Source organism: Streptomyces sp. NPDC059564 (assembly GCF_042735575.1).
In the GTDB taxonomy this organism is placed as follows: domain Bacteria; phylum Actinomycetota; class Actinomycetes; order Streptomycetales; family Streptomycetaceae; genus Streptomyces.
On sequence record NZ_JBHWBP010000160.1, the window covers coordinates 1 to 16,025 of the forward strand.

Below are 16,025 nucleotides of genomic sequence, written 5' to 3' on the forward strand. Positions count from 1 at the left end.
CCCTGCCCTCCCTGCCCTCCCTGCCCTCGCTCCCGTCCTTCCCACCGCGTCCTTCCCCATCCACTCCCCAGTCCCTCGGCTGGCCAGGGCCGGGCCAACCCGCCGACGTCCGGAAAGCCGCTTTCACCGAGGTTGCAGGCGCCCGGTCTGAGAGCCCTGGTGGCCTCGGCGACATGGACCTCCCGGCGATGTCGCCCAACGACGTCGACGCCACGTACAGCGACCTTGCGGACAAGACCCAGGATCTGAAGTCCAACGCGGTCGACGAGAGCATTCAGTTCAATCTCAACGGCAACGCCGATCTCTCCTGTAGTGCCGCTGGATGCAACGTCACGGCCCACGTCACCGCCCACGTCACTGCGACTGCCCCCAACGCGACGGTCACAGGCGGCCAAGTTCAGGCCGAGATGACGGCATCCGTCCAAATCGACGGTCAGGGAGCCGGCGGCTGCACCCAAACGGCGTCCCTGTCGCTGAACGGCACCAGTGACATCAGCTGCTTCGACGGCGCGGCCGGACCGGTCTTCGCCGCAGACGAAGCCCAGAAGAAGGCCCAGGCTCAGGCACAGTCCAGTGCCCAGGGCGGCGTCCCGGTCGAGTACACCATCGCAAGCACAGGGCAGGCATTCGTCACGGCGACCGCGCAGGTCGACGTCTCTGTCTTGGTACAGAAGCAGAAGAAGGAACAGCAGCAGGCAAAGGATCCGTGCGGCACCGGCGGCTCGGCCGGCCAGGGATCCGGTCCCTACAACTGCGCTTTGGTGTCGCCCGGCAACCCGACCACGGCCACCGTCAGCCCGCAGAAGCTGCTAGCCGACGCAAAGGCCCTCCACGATGCCTTCGGCGTGGGCAGTCGTGCTGACAAGGGGAACACCATCGCAACCGGCCAACTCGGGGGCCACCTGGTGTACTCCGTGAGCGGAAACCGCACCAGCGAGGCCGTGCGGAAACTGGCGGACAAGCTCGGCTACCGGCGCATTTTCGCCACCGATCTCAATCCGGGCCTCGACACGGACGCTGAGCAAATCCTGTTCAACGCCATCGACGAACATGAAGAACCGGGCGACGGTATCATCGCAGCCTCACGTCCGGCCTGTGGCGCCGACCGGCAGAATTGCGCAGACCGGGGTAATAACTATCCGAACATCGAACTGTGGGATCAACGGAGACCGATTTTCAAGTAGCCGGGATCTCCGCGAGGGTTGACGGTAATGCTGATTCTGTGGGACTACGAAATTTCCGACCGCGCCGACGTAATCCGACAGCTGGATCGCGGCCGGATGTTCGACCTGGCCACCAGCGTCGTTGAGGGAACCATTGAACTCTTCGACCCCCCCTTCAATGAGTATTTTCCACTCCCTATCGCAGAACTTCTAGGCTCAGCCATCCGTACCTGTCGGGAATCCGCTCCGGAATGGCTGGTGGATAAGGCATGGGCAGAAGATTTTTTCGACACCCTGGATTTGCTGCCAAAGGTCGCGGTGCGTCCTGGTGTGGGGCCGTTCTCGATGGCGATCGAAAACCTGGTGGAAGCCCTCTCTGAGGGAAGGGAATCCGACGCCGCCCTCAATGTACTGTCCTCGTGCTACGAGGCGATCCTGACCTCCCAGCTCACCGGACGGGTGACGCTCGGGATGGAGCGGGAAAATGAGAAGTGCCGCCGAGCCATCGAGCTTCAGCAGAGCCTGATCTCGGGCTTCGCCCTCTGAGAGGAGGCTATGCGAGGGGTGTGAGCGGTTCGCCCGAAGATCGAGGTCAGGCAATCCGGCCGACCAACTGGCGCAGGTTCATCGACTCTTGCCGACACCGTAACTGCCAGAGCGAGGCGCCCTTCGACGTCATCCGCACGGCGGATGAATGCCCGATAGGACACGAGATTGGATTCGGTGCCGCTGGCCACCTGCCCCACCATGACGGGTTGATGGGCAGCTTCGAGTCAGGGCAGATGGGCCTACGGCGCGGCGTGCACCGCTCCGGCCGGGGGTGGATCGAGTAGGCGTTGTGGGTCGTGGAGGACACCGAGGTGCTGGCGAAGATGGGCTACCTCGACTTCCTCGATCTGGTCTTCTCTGAGGAACTGGCCCGTCCGCGAAGACCGGTGCTTCAGCCAGGGCCTGCGGCCCTCCCGGCCGCCGCACCACAAGACGCTCGATGAATACGACTTCTCGTTCCAGCCCGACCTCGACCCGCGCATGGTCAACGACCTCGCCACCCTCTCGTTCGTTGAGGCCAAGGCGAACGCCGCTCTCCTGGAGCCGCCCGGGGTCGGGAAGACACGCATCGCCGTCGCTCTGGCCATCGAGGCCTGCCGGGCCGGCTACTCGGCCTACTTCACCAGCCTCGACGACATGGTCCGCAACCGCAAAGCCGCCGAAGCAGCCGGGCGCCTGGCCAACAAGCCGGGCACCTACCTGCGGCCGGGCGTCCTCGAGGTCGACGGGGTGGGCTACGAGAGCCTCGAACGCGGAGAGGCGAACCTCATGAACCACCGGCGCCTGACCCGTGACTACGAAACTCATCCGCACCGCTCCGAAGCCGTGATCCGCGTCGCGATGATCGACCTGATGAGCCGCAGGCTCACCCAGGGATCCACCCCGAGCTGGAAGGGGTCATAGCCGAACCACGAGGTCGGTCCGACAAGCCCACCCGGCGATAGGCGAGGATGCAGTTCAGCCCCTCACAAGAGAGCGAGTCCTACGGTGACTGAACCGGCCCCGGTGAACCTCATAGATCTGGGAGACGCGGATGACAACCGCTGCGTCGTCCGCGTGACCGGCCGCTATCAGCCCGGGATTCTGACCGGACACGACATTCTCCGAGCCGATGTCCTGGTCACCGCGAGTTTCGTCGATGCCAGGCTTGAGATCTACCTGTTCCAGCAGGATCTCGACACCTGGCAGCGCGACCTGACCCTGCTTACGCCGGGCAAAGGTGCGACGATCGGTGGCGACCGCGGGCTGAGTCTCGACTTCTTCATGCACGAGGACCGCACGCTGTCGTTGACGGTCCAGGACCCCGACCGCCTGAGCGCCATGCTCGGGATCGAACCTCCGGAGACCTGGATCCAGGACCACCACCAGCGACTCGACCAGGTTCGAGCGACCTGGCCCAGTGAGGTCGTGGAGACGGCTCCCATGGCCTACGAGTGGCGCCCCAGCTGCAAGCGCTAGGTCACGCGACGAGCCCCAAATTGCCAACTCGGCTACTTCTCAAACACCCCTGCCGGGACAAAACGCTCTTTGAGAGGTAGTTTTCACCTGTCTTGCAGCGGTATTAGATGGTTCTTCTAGTGCGACGTCGTGGTGATGGTGAGGTAGGGGGTGTGCGTGGGGGTCTGTTGCCGGATGGGGTGACAGGAGAGGCGGGATGCGGTCTGTTCCTGTCTCATCCCACGATGTCCGGTCTTCGGGGCCGTGTGCCTCCGCCGTCGCGGCTTCGCGCCTGGGTGCATTCGCTCCGCGGCGGTACGCCGGAAACATGACCAAGCGACGTCCGTATCCGAGTGATCTGTCCGATGCCCGCTGGGAGTTGATCGAGCCGGTCCTTGCCGCCCGGCGTCTCGAGCGCCGTGGCAGGGCCCTGGATTTCGGCCGGCCGCCCGAGCACGACCTGCGCGACATCATGGACGCGATCTTGTATCTGGACCGCACCGGAGTCCAGTGGCGCTGCCTCCCGCACGACTTCCCGCACTGGAACACGGTCTACGGATACTTCGCGAAGTGCGCGGACGAGGGCGTGTTCGCCCAGCTCAACAGCCTGCTCAGGCAATTGCTACGGGAGAAGGAAGCGCGGGACGCAGAACCATCGGCGTGTGTGATGGACGCGCAGAGCGTCAAGACCTCCACCAGCGTTCACGCCTCCAGCCAGGGCATCGACGCCGGGAAGAAGATCGTGGGCAGGAAGCGGAGCATCGTCACCGACACACTCGGGCCCCTCATCGGGGTCCTGGTCACTGCGTCGAGCGTGCAGGACTCTGTCGCCGGCACCACACTGCTCGACCAGGTCGCCGCCGACCACCCGCGCGTCCGCAAAGTGATTCACCTCGCCATGACCGACCTCATGGTCCGCCGCCTCACCGGTGAGAACACCATCTCCTGGCGTGGCCCGAAGAAGGCCACTAAACAACCCACTCCGGGATGAAACGCCGGACGAAAACGACCTCTCAGACTTCCGTCAACCAGGACGGAAGCAGCAGCCGGTGTCCGGCCCACTGCCAAGGCCGGGCCCCGAGCCCCGACGCGTCGTCCGCTGGATCATGACGCACCCCCAGCACCCCGCCGTCGCCGCGGAACGGGCATGGTCGAGGGCCACGTCAACCGCATCAAGACCATCAAGCGACAGATGTACGGCCGATCCTCGTTCCGCCTCCTCCGCACCCGGATCCTGCTCCGATCATGACCGGGGGATTCACGGAATCGCGGCCTGAACCCACATGCCTGCCCGCCGACACCGCCGCCTGGGCACCTGGCCGGTGCGGCACCGGGACATCGGGGCATGAGGTGCTGGCGCGTAGGTGCTGCAAGCCGGTCTGCCCGTGACGGGCGCCGGAACTGGTGCCATGTCTCGTTTGGTGAGTTTCTCAGCGGTAGAAGCGGCGTGCCGCACACTCGTGGATCGCCCTGGTCCAGGCGGCGAGCGCCGGGGTGTGGGACGTCGCCTCGCTCAGGTTCTGCCACAGATTCGCACCGCTCCAGCGGGTGAACCAGCGGTGGGCCGTAGGCACGCTGACCCCGAAGGTGGAGGGCAGTTGCTGCCACGCGCAGCCGCTGGTGACCACGTAGACGACGGCGACCATGACCCTGCGTGCGTCAGTCGCGGCCCTGCCACCGCCCTGGGGCCGCAGCGGCAGGTCGGGGAGGAGCGGGCGAGCCGCCACCCACATCTCGTCGGGGACCAGGCGCTGAGCGAGTGCCTCCATTCCATGATCGTACGCACCCGTGATGGGTGACCCCGCTGATCTGCCAAATGAGATGTGCGCACAAGAGCCACGCGGGCCTATCGTCGGCCGCCCACCGACGAGTTCGGCACCAACCACGAAGGGGAATCCATGACCATTCTCGTAACGGGTGCGACGGGAAATTCCGGCCGCGTCCTGGTCGACCGGCTGCTCGGGGCCGGACAGCAAGTGCGGGCCCTGACCAGGAACCCCGAAGAAGCTCAACTTCCCGTTGCGGTCGAGGTGGTGGCAGGCAGCCTCACCGACCTCACCGGAGCCGAAACGGCACTTGACGCAGTGGACGGCGTCTATTACCTGTCCGGAGTGCTCGACCCGGAACGTGCGATACAACAGGCCCGCGCCTTCGTGGAGCTCGCCGCGGACGCGGGGGTCAGGCGCATCGTCGATCTCTCCGGCCTCGCCGTCACCGTGCGGCGGCCAGGGAGCTACGAAATGCTGCGCGACGTCGAGGAGGTCATCGAAGCCTCAGATCTGGAGTGGACGCACATTCGGCCGGGCGAGTTCGCCGTGAACAAGCTGGACATGTGGGGGGCGTCGATCCGCGCGGAGAGCACGGTGCGTAGCGCCTTCCCCGAAGCGCTCGGAGTCCCCCTCCACGAGGCGGACATCGCCGAAGTGGCCGCTGCCGCGCTCCTTTCGGATGGCCATGCCGGGCACGCGTACTCGCTGAGTGGGCCACAGCAGCTCACACAACGGGAGCAAGCCGCAGCGATCGCCCAGGGCCTGGGCAGGCCGCTGAGCTTCGAGCCCTTGACGTACGGTCAGGCCCGCGCCTCATACATCACGGCCGGGATGCCGTGGGATATCGCTGAATACCTGCTGGGCTATCAGGCCGAGTACGCGGAAGAGCCGCCCGAGGTTCTGCCCGATGTCGAACGAGTCCTGGGCAGGCCGGGCCGCACGCTGGCACAGTGGGCCGCAGATCACGCATCCGACCTCTCGGATGATCCCGTGCGGCAGGCGAAGGAATCGGCCGGTACTGTCACGGGCTGATCCGACGCGTTCTCCTCGTTCGGCGTCGCAGGTTCCCGCGCCGACGGCTTGCCTTCGACGCTCGATCGGGCGGCCGCCCGTCGTGTACGACGCGAAAATCGGCCCTGCGGCCGCCGGGCCAGCCCGCCCCACTCTGCGGCACACGAGGAAGCCACAGAGGAGGCGGGCTGCGCCCCGTGGCGGGCAGAGCCGGGGGCGAGCCACAGGCTTACGCACGACCCGGACCGATCGCAGTCGGCCGAGCACTTCCCCGGGCAGGGCGGTAAGGAGGTGGGCCACGCGAGGGGCCTCGTACCCGGTGTCGAAGATGATGAGGACGTCCAGGTCGCCCTGGGCCCACGGCCCGCCCGAGATCAGATCCTGAACCAATTGCGCGACCGTCGGTACCAGCAGCTTTACGCCGATCCAGCTGCGTGAGACAGATACCGACAATTGGCGTAACGGATCTGGCGCGGGGGCGTCAAGAGATCAACAACCCAGAGCGAACGGGAGCGACAGACCTCGATGACCAGTGACGAGCCGGTCCGACGCGGCGGACGCGAAGCTCAGCGCCGCCGTACCCGCAAGGCGATCGGTGACGCCGCGGTGCGGCTGAGCGTTGGTGGAGCGACGCCGTCCATCGACGAGATCGCGGCCGCCGCCGATGTGTCACGCCGCACGGTCTACGTCTACTTCCCGAGCCTCGACCACCTGCTGATCGACGCGGCGGTCCCGGACGGGCCAGCAAGCGACCTCGATCCCCGCCTTTGGGGTGGGCGTGTGCTGCTGCGTCAGACGGTAAGGACGATCTTGCCCTTGACTCGGCCCGCTTCGCTGAGTCGGTGGGCTTCGGCCGCCTCCCGCAGCTCCAGTATCTTCTCGACCGAGACCTGCAAGGCGCCGCCTTCTGCCAGTTCAGCGATGCTCCTTAGATCGGTCCCGGACGGGGTGAAGCCGAACTCGACGAAACGCAGGCCGAGTGCCGCGGCCTGCTCCCGGACGCTGCTGCGGTCGGGACCGGTGCCGCGCACGTCGATGAGAGTGCCGCCCGGCGCGAGCACAGCCAGGGAGCGGGGCCCGTAGTCGTCGGCGATCGGGTCCAGGACGATGTCGACGTTCCGCACGGCCTGGGAGAAGTCGACGTGCGTGTAGTCGATGACCTCGTCGGCGCCCAGGTCGCGCAGGAAGGCGTGCTTGCCTGTGCGGGCCGTTCCGATCACGTACGCGCCGTGCGCCTTGGCGATCTGCACGGCCAGGTGGCCGATCCCGCCGGCCGCCCCGTGGATGAGGACTCGCTGACCCGCACTCAGTGAGACGACGCGCGTGAGCGCTTGCCAGGCAGTGAGGCCCACGGTCGGCAGCGCGGCAGCGTGCACATGGTCCACGCCCTGTGGAACGGCGGCAAGCCACTCCTCCGACGTGACCGCGTATTGCGCGTAGGCGCCGTGTGGCGGGAAGGCGTTCCCGAACACCGCGTCACCGGGCCGGAACCGGGTCACCTCCGCGCCGACGGCCTCGACCACTCCGGACAGGTCCAACCCGAGCGTGAACGGTGGTTCGCCGAACCTGCGCACGTTTCCGGAGCGGATCTTCCAGTCGGCGGGATTGACCGCGGCGGCGCGGATCCGCACCAGGACCTCGCCCGGCCCCGGCTTCGGCCGGTCGGTCTCGACGAGCTCAAGCACCTCGGGACCGCCGAAGGACCGCTGGCTCACGGCGTGCATGCTGTTGGTCATGGGATACCCCTCCTCACGGGACTGCGACCGCTTGATCGCGGCTCCCATCCTGGTGGGCTGCGGTACCCATTGCATAGAAGGCACCTGTTTGATATCTAGGTACCTTATGGGTACTACCTCTGAACAGGGCCTCGACCGCTGGACTTCCACCTACCGCCGCGACTGCCCGTCGCGCACGGTCGTCGAGGTGCTCGCCAACAAGTGGACGCTGTATGTCCTGGCGGCGCTGCGGCGGCAGGACGGGCCGCTGCGCTTCAACGAACTCCGCCGCCTCCTCGATGGCATCACACAGAAGATGCTGACCCAGACGCTCCGCGAGCTGGAACGGGCCGGCCTGGTCCGCCGCACGGTCTACGCCACCGTTCCGCCCCGTGTGGAGTACGCCCTGAGCGACCTGGGAGTGGAGGCCGGACGGCTGACCACCGCGATCGCGGAGTGGTCGGTGGTGCACGTCCCGGAGATCGCCGCCGCCCGCCAGGCGTTCGACCTCCAACGTAGCGCCGAACCACAGCCAGTGACGCCGTAACGGCAACCGGAACGGCGGTGCGTATCCTCTGCTGTGCGTTGCCGGACTTGCTGCACGCACGGACCGTACGAGGATCCATCCGGCGGCACCGAGCCGATGGCGTGCGCCCTTTTGATGCGAGATCGATGACGTCACCGCAGATCACGCCTTGACCGAGAAGCGTAGGCCCGCTAACTGTCGCGAACCTGGGACACTGTCAGCGACACAATCTCCCAGCTCAGCAGGGTATTGAAATGCCGGTTCTGGCACAGATCTTGGGGAGGCGTCGCGGAGCGTTACCCCGTTGTTCGATTGCGAGGTGTCGTGCGCAGGGTGGATGGGCTGGCGGTCACCGCTCGGCGGTGCGATGCGCCGTTATTCCCGGCCGTCAGCCCTGGAAGCGCCGGCACAGCCGCCCGCTTCCCTGGACCGGCCGGCGACGAGGAGGCACTCGGCCGGGAGGTGGATGCGGGCATGCCAGTCGGTGTCGATGCCCGCGGCCGCGCACTCGCGTTCGTCCGCACACACCGCCTCGGCGGCTTCCGGGGCTCCACGGCATCACGCCCGTGAGCGCGTCTCGACGTGGCCGGCTACGGGTGGGTTCCGAGGGTGGTCATGCGCCGAAGAGGCGACAGAGCGATCGGGATCCACACACAGGCCAGGCAAGCGGCCGAGACGCCCAAGGCACACCGGACGCCGCCGGCCGTGGCGAGGGCACCGGCTGTGGCGGAGCCCAGAGCGACGGCGCCGGTGAAGAGCACGCGCATGGTGCCGTTGACCCGGGCCATCAGTCCGGCGGGCGTGACCTGCTGCCGGAAAGTCATCATCAGGACGGAGTCGAAGCCGACCTTGAGCATGACCAGCGCCCACCCGACGGCTGCAAGAGGCCCAGGCACGGGCCGCTCGAGCAGAGGGATGGTGATGGCCAGGGGTGCGACCGCGATCCCCACGAATAGGACGGCTCGGCCCGCACCGAGTCGTTCGGCCAACCTGACGGCTGTCAGGGCGCCGACCAGACCACCGACGCCGCCGGCGCCGAGGAACACCCCGAGCGTCCCCTCACTCCATCCGAGCTCGGTCAGTGCGAGGACCGGGAGCAGGGTCATCACACCGGCGGTGCCGATGTTGACCATGGAACCGGAGACCACCACGGTGCGTAGAACGGGCTGGCGGAAGACGAACGCGACGCCCTCGCCGATCTCGTGCAGGAGACGCAGTCGGGGAGCGCCACCGGCCGGATGCTCAGGGGTGGTGAGCGCGGACAGCCACCCCGCGGACCAGAGGTATCCCGCGGCCATCACGAGCAGCACTGCCGGCGCGCTCAGCAGTCCGGCCGCCCACCCGGCCAACGGCGGACCTGCGACGACCGCTGTCTGCGTGATCGTGGCCAGCCTCGCGTTGGTGCGTGGGAGCAGGGAACCGGGGGCGATGTCCTTCACGAAGCTCTGGGTGGCCAGGTCGAAGAACACCGTCGCAACGCCCTGGATCACCACGACCGCCAGGAGGTGGGTCATCGTCAAACACCCGGCCCACGCGGCAGCGGGCACCGTGATCAGCGCAGCAGCCCGCACCAGGTCCGCGCCGATCATGACCGGGCGGCGCCGCACCCGGTCCAGCCACGCGCCGACCGGCAGTCCGAGGATCACGAAAGGCAGGGCCAGTCCGGTCTTCAACAGCGAGGTCCCTCCCGCCCCGGCGTGCAAAACGGTGACCGCCGTCAGCGGAACGGCCACTTGGCCGATCTGGGCACCCCACAACGCAACCCCGGACGCCGTGAGATAGCGGGTGCCGTCCTTGCGAACGGGCGCCGCGGCCACCGTGATTGCCTCAGCTGTCTCTGTCATGGAATGCAGCCTCCCGGAACCCCTCGCCCGGCCCAATAGATTCACGCTAGAGTGAATCCTCGTGGCCCCGACCCTCACCCTGACCTTGAGTACGGCGGATCTGAGCCAGCTGCGCTGGGCCGTATCCCCGGCCTGGGAGCTGCTTGCGTCCATCCGGACGCTGGTGCAACCGGCAAGCCACGCGATCCACATGCCATGGCTGTCCGACCACCGCCACGACCCACTCCTCACCGGCCCCCGGCCGTCGGCGGCGTACGACCTCACCGCCGGCCCGACACGCCACCTTCCCGGGTTCCTCGCGCCGACCCCGCTGTCACCCCTGACCGCACTCGACGACGAACTCGACGAGGTGCTCCGTACCCCGGCCCACGTTGTACGCCGGGACCTCGGCGAGGCGTTCGGCGACGATCTGCCGGTCGGTCTGGTACCGATGGTCCGCGCCCCGCGCCGTGAGATGGAAACAGTCGTCGCCGACCTGTTCCAGTACTGGCAGCGCACCCTGGCGCCCACCTGGCCGAGGATCCGAGCACTGCTCGAGTCCGACATCCACTACCGGGCGCGCTCGCTTACCGAGCGCGGGCCTGCGGCGATGTTCGCCGACATCCACCCCGACCTGACCTTCGACCAGGCCACCGGAACCCTGCGGATCGCCCGCCGGCGGGCAGCGGGTCTTCTCGATCCGCACCGCTCGCTGGAGGGACGCGGCTTGGTCCTCGTGCCATCGGCGTTCGCGTGGCCAAAGCTCTACGTCAAGACGTCAGCGCCTTGGATCCCCGTGATCCGCTACCCCGTTCGCGGCATCGGAACCCTGTGGGAGTCATCCGCCGCCGACTCCGCCGACTTGGCCCCAGCTCTGGGCGCCACCCGCGCCAGGCTCCTCGACCTCCTCGAAACCCCAGCCGCCACCCTGGAGCTCGCCAACCGAACCGGACTTGCTCCGGGCGGCGTATCCACACACCTGCACAAGCTCGCCCAGGCAGGCCTGATCGCACCTCACCGCACGGGACGAATCGTGCTGTACGCCAGAACCGCCAGAGGCGAAGCCCTGTACCGCTGAGACCCGGCCATGAAACATCCCGGTCCACGGCGCGAGCCCGTACGAGCCCGGCTGCGTCGTGGCAGGTACGGACAAGCGCGCGGACCCCTGCGGTCTGCACTCGTCCGTGCCGGGCCAGCTCGCGCACGGCCTGCTACAGGTCTTCGTGGGCTTGGGCCATGCAGGCAGGGAAGCAGGGGGACTCCGACAGCCCGCATGCTGTCCTGCCCGGTTCACCCGAGAGCGGGCTGGATGCCGCCGAGCGGGGGCGGTGACCGGCGACGTGTGACGGCAGCCCGTCCGAAGGCCGCTCCCCGCAGTGGCCATTGCACCCCCATTCCGGGTAGTGCCTGACGTTGACGCGCTCGAACGCGGCGACGCCCCACCAGGACAGCCCGCGTCCGGGTTGGGCGTGCCCCGGCGGCGGGGTTCAGAAGGAGACGACCAAGTAGTCGATGTCGGTGAACTCGACCCGTAGCTGGTCGGCTCGGGTTCCGCCATCCTTGCAGCAGATCTCCTGCAGTCCCTCGGCGAGGATCGCGCGCAGGTCGCGGTCGACGGCGCCCTGGGCGCGGCCGGCCGTCGGACCGGCCACTGCCGCCGTGTGCAGGGCGGTCTTCCCGTCGTTTGTGGTGGCAGTCTGCCCGACCGCAGAGAGCCGTGTTGGCCGCGCGATGGGAGAAGTCGGTACAGCAGTTCCCGCCGCCGGGATGATGCCACTCCAACATCGGCCCCGACCCGTACCCTCGACGGCTTGGGTGTGTTCTTGGGGCGATGAGGCGCACGACGGTCCAGTCCAGACCCGAGCGCATGTTTGTTGCATACCTGCCAATCCACCGCTCCTTCCTGGCAATCTCAACCGCCTGGCCCCCCACGGCAATTGAAGGAGCACGAGTGCCCCTCCCCACGTCCTCATCCCGCACCCGCCGCAGCCGCACCCGAGTGCTGCGCGCCGCCGCCGTCGTCGCCTCGGCGGCGATGGTCGCCATCTCCGTCCAGAGCGGATCCGCCAACGCCTCGGCCGAGCGCGAGGCGGGAGCCACCGCGCTCGCCCTCGCCGCCGACGCGCGCGTCCAGGCGATCGCCGCGGCCCAGAACCCGGCGGCCGACACCGCGCAGGCCATCGGCCTGGCCGACGACGAGCGCCTCGTGGCCCGCGATGTGATCAAGGACGCCGACGGCACGGTGCACACCCGCTACGAGCGCACCTACTCCGGGCTGCCGGTCCTCGGCGGCGATCTGGTGGTCCACGAGAAGAAGGGGACGGCAGCCGCAGGACCACCAACGGCATCGAGGCCCGAATAGCCCCGCCCGCCGCCCGCGCCTCCCTCAAGGCCGCGCCCGCCGGTGCCCGCCAGGTCGTCTGGGCCGCCAGCGGAAACCCGGTCTTCGCCTACGAGTCTGTCGTCACCGGCACCCAGCACGACGGCACCCCCAGCGAGCGCCACGTCATCACGGACGCCGCCACCGGCGCCGAGCTGTACTCCTACGAGGCCATCGACACCGGCACCGGCACGAGCCAGTACTCAGGCTCCGTCACGCTGGACACCACGCAGAGCGGGGCTCCTACAGCCTGACCGACGGCATCCGCGGCGGCCACGAGACCTACGACCTGAACGGCGGCACCACCGGCACCGGAAGCCTGTTCACCGACGCCGGCGACAAGTGGGGCGACGGACTGCCGTCGAACCGCCAGACGGCCGCCGCCGACGCCCACTACGGCGCTGCCGTGACCTGGGACTTCTCCAAGTCCGAATTCGGCCGCAACGGCATCGCCGGGGACAGCAAGGCCGCCTGCTCCCGCGTCCACTACGGCAACGCTTACGTCAACGCCTTCTGGTCCGACGCCTGCTTCTGCATGACCTACGGCGACGGCGCCGCCAACCAGAAGCCGCTCACCTCCCTGGACGTCGCCGGCCACGAGATGAGCCACGGCCTGACCGCCGCCACGGCCAAGCTGAACTACAGGCGCGAGTCGGGCGGCCTCGACGAGGCCACCAGCGACATCTTCGGCACCTCGGTGGAGTTCTTCGCCAACAACTCGGCCGACGTCGGCGACTACCTCATCGGCGAGAAGATCGACATCCGCGGCAACGGCACGCCGCTGCGCTACATGGACAAGCCCAGCAAGGACGGCGCCTCGGCCGACTACTGGTCCAAGACCGTGGGCCGGCTCGACGTGCACAACGAAGACGGTCAACGGGGTCTCGTACAACTCGCCCACCTACGACGGTTCGACGGTGACCGGGATCGGCCGGACCAAGGCCTGCAAGATCTGGTACAAGGCGCTCTCGACCTACATGACGTCGACCACCAACTACGCGGGAGCGCGCACCGCGACCCTGCAGGCGACGGGTGACCTGTACGGATCGACCAGCGCGGAGTACCAGCAGGTGGCGGCCGCCTGGAAGGCCGTCGGCGTCAACGGCTGAGCCGGCTCCTGAGCGGTACCTCGCCCCTGCGGGCCTGCGGGCCCGACGGGGCTTCCGCCGCTTCCGGCGGACTGCGGGAAGCGGGCAGCCGAATTGGGAACGCCCGGCGGTCGGCCGGATCGCAGCCACCGGGCAGATCCGGGCCTCGGCGCAGTCGTGGCTTGAGCGGGTTACCCCGATATGTGCTGGTGGTGGTCTGGATGCAGAGCAGGCACGGGCTTCCCTGGGTGTCGATGTGAGGGGCCACGGTGGGGTTATCGCCCGCCATTACCCGGGTTCCCTGAGCAGGTCTTCGTGCGGGGCGCATCGTCAATACGGTGGCGGTGGGAGAGGGTGAGTTGCTTGGATCGGAACATGGAGAACTCGATCTGGGACGCGTTGCTGCCGGTGGTCCGGGAAGAGGTGGACGAGCTGATCAGAAGCACTCGGCGGCTTCACGCGGTGAAGCTCATCCGGGAGGCCCACCCCGGGCCGCGTCCTCAGCTGTCCGACGCCGTGGAGGTGATGTGCGAGCGCGCGGCGGAGCTGCGGTGCTGACCCTGACCCGGGTGTCGGAGCCCTGTGCAGCGAGTCCGTGGGTCCAGCTGCTACGCAGAACCCCGCTGGAGTCCCGATGGTGAATATCCGACTGGCAGGGCTTCAGCGTTTTCGTGTGAGGCCCGGTCCGTGGCGATCTGTCAGCTTGGTTGGCCCCGGAACGTAGCAAGCGCGGGCTTCCAAGATCATGGAGTTCTCGACGCCCCATGATCCGACGGGAAGACCGTGCCTGCCGAAGCCTCATCGCCGATCCCGCCTGCCTTTGACCAACTCCGTCAGCATCCTGAGGCCGTGCCCGAGGAGATCCCGGGCCTGCTGGAGCGACTGGCTGGGGTGCCCGACCCCCCTCGGGACCCGCGCGGCGTGCGGCACGCCCTGGTCGCCGTGCTCGCGCTCACCGCGTGCGCGGTTCCGGCTGGGGCGACCTCCCTGCCGGCGGTCGGCGAGTGGATCGCTGACGCCCCGTCCTGTGTCCTGGAGCGCCTTGGCGTACGGCCCGACCCGCTGTTCCCGAAGCGACGCACGCCTGCGGAAACGACGGTACGACGGCTGCTGGGACGCATCGACGGCGACGTGTTGGACCGGGCAGGAGCGGCCCGCGACCCTGCGGCTGCTGCGCACGGACGTGCTGCGCTGCGAGGTCGGCGACGACTCCCCGCAGCTGCCGCGCCAGCGCCGGGCTCGGCGCATCGACGAGGCAGGGAGGGGGCTCCACGTGGTGAATTACCTGGCGCGGCGCTGGGGTGCGACCGGCTAAGCAGCGGCAAGGTGGTCTGGTTTGAGCCCCCGTTCAGCATCGAGACAGCGGCGAGTCCTGATCACCTCCACACCGCTACCGGTCCGAGCCGACCAACTGGAGCCCTGCACGGGCGGGAGGTTGCTGAGTTGTGCGCGGTCAGCGTCACGCTTCGCATCCGGTGCGCGGACTGGACGGAACCCGGAGACTCTTCCTCCCGTGGAAATGGACAGACCCGCCGGACAGAGGGCCGTAACGGACCCGCCGCCCGGCGAACCTTCCCGGTCGCAGCAGGAGGCGCCGTCCCACCCGACGGCGCGCCGCGGTCAGTGCCAGATCTGGTGCTGGTCGCCGTTGTAGTACCACACGGAGGCCTGGGCACCGGCCCTCGTCGTGGCGCCGGGCATCTCCAGCACCAGCCCGCCGGTCGCGTCGTTCACGTAGGTCTCGCCGTAGTTGTCGCCCATCGCGCGCCAGTACTGGTTGCCACCGCCATTGCACGCCCACTGGACGAGCCGCGCGCCGGCGCCCTGGCCGCCGGGGATGTCCAGGCACTTGCCGCTCGCCAGGTTGACGAGCTGGCCGTCCCGGAGCAACCACTTCTGGTTGTTGCCGCCGTTGCACGGCCACTGAACGACGGGCGCCCCATTGGCCCCGCTGCCGCCGCTGACGTCCAGGCACATGCCGCTAGTGTTGTTGATGATGTAGGTCGCATAAGTGCCGTTCGCGGCAGAGGCAGAGCCGGCGCTCATCAGCAGGCTCGTGCCCACCAAGGCCAGCGCGGCGGCGCCTGCCGCCATGGTACGGCCTAGGTACCGGGTGCGGGTGGTGCTGTTCATCCTTCTCATCCCCCAAAATCGTACGGTTGTTCCCTCTTGGGGGGCGATTCTAGTGCTGTAAATATCCGCCGAGTGGGTCCAGTTGCGCTTTTGCTGCTGCCGGACGAGGTGGAAGCCGCGCTGCCGTGTCACCGGCCACGCCGGGCACCGTGACGGGTCGGTCTCCTCCAGCTGCTCGCGCCGCTCCCGTGTGATCGCCCAGGCCGACGACTCCACCGGTAGCCCCTCGGCCCGCCGCTGCTCGACCTCCATCCCCTTCCGCGCGGCGCCCCGGGTGTTCTTCGGTCGGATCCCCACAGCCGCGCCTTGGAAGGCGGCGTCCAGCGGCGCCAGGAGGTGGCCGTGCTTGGCGGCCCATCCACGCGCGGTGGCTAGGCCGTTTCTTTCAGATCATCGGATCGTTGGTTGATGTGTGTCGTTGACTGACGCCC

14 protein-coding genes and 4 pseudogenes are annotated in these 16,025 nt (G+C 68.1%); 13 read left to right on the forward strand and 5 right to left on the reverse strand.

The window, feature by feature from the left end:
- Nucleotides 1-173 precede the first annotated feature (173 nt).
- The 5 genes from ACFV0Q_RS24445 (at nt 174) to ACFV0Q_RS24465 (ending at nt 4,140) form a co-directional block, all read left to right on the forward strand.
- Nucleotides 174-1,184, forward strand: coding sequence for a hypothetical protein (locus ACFV0Q_RS24445; protein WP_385008494.1), 1,011 nt, complete (start codon nt 174-176; stop codon nt 1,182-1,184).
- Nucleotides 1,185-1,211: 27 nt separating this feature from the next.
- Nucleotides 1,212-1,709 carry a hypothetical protein gene (locus ACFV0Q_RS24450; protein WP_385008495.1) on the forward strand — a complete coding sequence of 166 codons (498 nt, stop codon included), beginning with the start codon at nt 1,212-1,214 and terminating at the stop codon, nt 1,707-1,709.
- 405 nt (nt 1,710-2,114) lie between these two features.
- Nucleotides 2,115-2,615 carry an ATP-binding protein gene (locus ACFV0Q_RS24455; RefSeq protein ID WP_385008507.1) on the forward strand — a complete coding sequence of 167 codons (501 nt, stop codon included), beginning with the start codon at nt 2,115-2,117 and terminating at the stop codon, nt 2,613-2,615.
- An 84-nt stretch (nt 2,616-2,699) separates the two neighbouring features.
- Nucleotides 2,700-3,170, forward strand: coding sequence for a DUF5959 family protein (locus ACFV0Q_RS24460; RefSeq protein ID WP_385008496.1), 471 nt, complete (start codon nt 2,700-2,702; stop codon nt 3,168-3,170).
- A 307-nt stretch (nt 3,171-3,477) separates the two neighbouring features.
- Complete coding sequence (locus tag ACFV0Q_RS24465) at nt 3,478-4,140, forward strand: IS5 family transposase (protein ID WP_385008497.1); 663 nt, start codon at nt 3,478-3,480, stop codon at nt 4,138-4,140.
- A gap of 439 nt (nt 4,141-4,579) precedes the next feature.
- Here ACFV0Q_RS24465 and ACFV0Q_RS24470 read toward each other — a convergent pair whose 3' ends face one another.
- Nucleotides 4,580-4,918, reverse strand: a complete 339-nt coding sequence (locus tag ACFV0Q_RS24470; protein WP_385008498.1) for a transposase — start codon at nt 4,916-4,918, stop codon at nt 4,580-4,582.
- 129 nt (nt 4,919-5,047) lie between these two features.
- On the opposite strand from ACFV0Q_RS24470, the gene ACFV0Q_RS24475 reads away from it, so the two are divergent.
- Complete coding sequence (locus tag ACFV0Q_RS24475; RefSeq protein WP_385008499.1) at nt 5,048-5,950, forward strand: SDR family oxidoreductase; 903 nt, start codon at nt 5,048-5,050, stop codon at nt 5,948-5,950.
- 504 nt (nt 5,951-6,454) lie between these two features.
- A pseudogene (locus ACFV0Q_RS24480) lies at nt 6,455-6,637 on the forward strand (TetR/AcrR family transcriptional regulator); the annotation flags it as partial.
- Between the two features lie 83 nt (nt 6,638-6,720).
- On the opposite strand, the gene ACFV0Q_RS24485 reads toward ACFV0Q_RS24480, so the two are convergent.
- Nucleotides 6,721-7,665 carry an NADP-dependent oxidoreductase gene (locus ACFV0Q_RS24485; RefSeq protein WP_385008500.1) on the reverse strand — a complete coding sequence of 315 codons (945 nt, stop codon included), beginning with the start codon at nt 7,663-7,665 and terminating at the stop codon, nt 6,721-6,723.
- A 106-nt stretch (nt 7,666-7,771) separates the two neighbouring features.
- Between ACFV0Q_RS24485 and ACFV0Q_RS24490 the strand changes: the two genes are divergently transcribed.
- Entirely contained in the window at nt 7,772-8,191 is a 420-nt protein-coding gene (locus ACFV0Q_RS24490) for a winged helix-turn-helix transcriptional regulator (protein WP_385008501.1), read from the forward strand.
- Between the two features lie 569 nt (nt 8,192-8,760).
- Here the strand turns inward: ACFV0Q_RS24490 and ACFV0Q_RS24495 are convergent.
- Complete coding sequence (locus tag ACFV0Q_RS24495; protein WP_385008502.1) at nt 8,761-10,014, reverse strand: MFS transporter; 1,254 nt, start codon at nt 10,012-10,014, stop codon at nt 8,761-8,763.
- 61 nt (nt 10,015-10,075) lie between these two features.
- Here ACFV0Q_RS24495 and ACFV0Q_RS24500 point away from each other — a divergent pair, with 61 nt between their 5' ends.
- A complete protein-coding gene (locus ACFV0Q_RS24500; protein WP_385008503.1) occupies nt 10,076-11,071 on the forward strand; it encodes a DUF5937 family protein in 996 nt (331 codons plus the stop codon).
- 409 nt (nt 11,072-11,480) lie between these two features.
- Here ACFV0Q_RS24500 and ACFV0Q_RS24505 read toward each other — a convergent pair whose 3' ends face one another.
- A complete protein-coding gene (locus ACFV0Q_RS24505; RefSeq protein WP_385008504.1) occupies nt 11,481-11,645 on the reverse strand; it encodes a hypothetical protein in 165 nt (54 codons plus the stop codon).
- Nucleotides 11,646-12,028: 383 nt separating this feature from the next.
- Here ACFV0Q_RS24505 and ACFV0Q_RS24510 point away from each other — a divergent pair.
- The 4 genes and pseudogenes from ACFV0Q_RS24510 to ACFV0Q_RS24525 form a co-directional block, all read left to right on the forward strand.
- Nucleotides 12,029-13,482 (forward strand): annotated as a pseudogene (locus ACFV0Q_RS24510) (M4 family metallopeptidase).
- Nucleotides 13,483-13,836: 354 nt separating this feature from the next.
- The gene (locus ACFV0Q_RS24515; RefSeq protein ID WP_385008505.1) at nt 13,837-14,019 is read left to right on the forward strand and encodes a hypothetical protein; all 183 of its coding nucleotides are present in this window, start codon (nt 13,837-13,839) and stop codon (nt 14,017-14,019) included.
- 363 nt (nt 14,020-14,382) lie between these two features.
- Nucleotides 14,383-14,547 (forward strand): annotated as a pseudogene (locus ACFV0Q_RS24520) (ISAs1 family transposase); the annotation flags it as partial.
- A gap of 61 nt (nt 14,548-14,608) precedes the next feature.
- Nucleotides 14,609-14,802 (forward strand): annotated as a pseudogene (locus tag ACFV0Q_RS24525) (ATP-binding protein); the annotation flags it as partial.
- 279 nt (nt 14,803-15,081) lie between these two features.
- On the opposite strand, the gene ACFV0Q_RS24530 reads toward ACFV0Q_RS24525, so the two are convergent.
- Nucleotides 15,082-15,594 (reverse strand): RICIN domain-containing protein, encoded by a 513-nt coding sequence (locus ACFV0Q_RS24530; RefSeq protein WP_385008506.1) that lies wholly within the window; start codon nt 15,592-15,594, stop codon nt 15,082-15,084.
- Between the last annotated feature and the right edge of the window lie 431 nt (nt 15,595-16,025).

Bases quoted from the DNA above. Each gene is read 5' to 3' on its own strand.
- ACFV0Q_RS24450 (WP_385008495.1), top strand. From the start codon at position 1,212: ATGCTGATTCTGTGGGACTACGAAATTTCCGACCGCGCCGACGTAATC.
- ACFV0Q_RS24530 (WP_385008506.1), bottom strand. From the start codon at position 15,594: ATGAACAGCACCACCCGCACCCGGTACCTAGGCCGTACCATGGCGGCA.
- ACFV0Q_RS24445 (WP_385008494.1), top strand. From the start codon at position 174: ATGGACCTCCCGGCGATGTCGCCCAACGACGTCGACGCCACGTACAGC.
- ACFV0Q_RS24465 (WP_385008497.1), top strand. From the start codon at position 3,478: ATGACCAAGCGACGTCCGTATCCGAGTGATCTGTCCGATGCCCGCTGG.
- ACFV0Q_RS24485 (WP_385008500.1), bottom strand. From the start codon at position 7,665: ATGACCAACAGCATGCACGCCGTGAGCCAGCGGTCCTTCGGCGGTCCC.
- ACFV0Q_RS24515 (WP_385008505.1), top strand. From the start codon at position 13,837: ATGGAGAACTCGATCTGGGACGCGTTGCTGCCGGTGGTCCGGGAAGAG.
- ACFV0Q_RS24470 (WP_385008498.1), bottom strand. From the start codon at position 4,918: ATGGAGGCACTCGCTCAGCGCCTGGTCCCCGACGAGATGTGGGTGGCG.
- ACFV0Q_RS24475 (WP_385008499.1), top strand. From the start codon at position 5,048: ATGACCATTCTCGTAACGGGTGCGACGGGAAATTCCGGCCGCGTCCTG.
- ACFV0Q_RS24490 (WP_385008501.1), top strand. From the start codon at position 7,772: ATGGGTACTACCTCTGAACAGGGCCTCGACCGCTGGACTTCCACCTAC.
- ACFV0Q_RS24495 (WP_385008502.1), bottom strand. From the start codon at position 10,014: ATGACAGAGACAGCTGAGGCAATCACGGTGGCCGCGGCGCCCGTTCGC.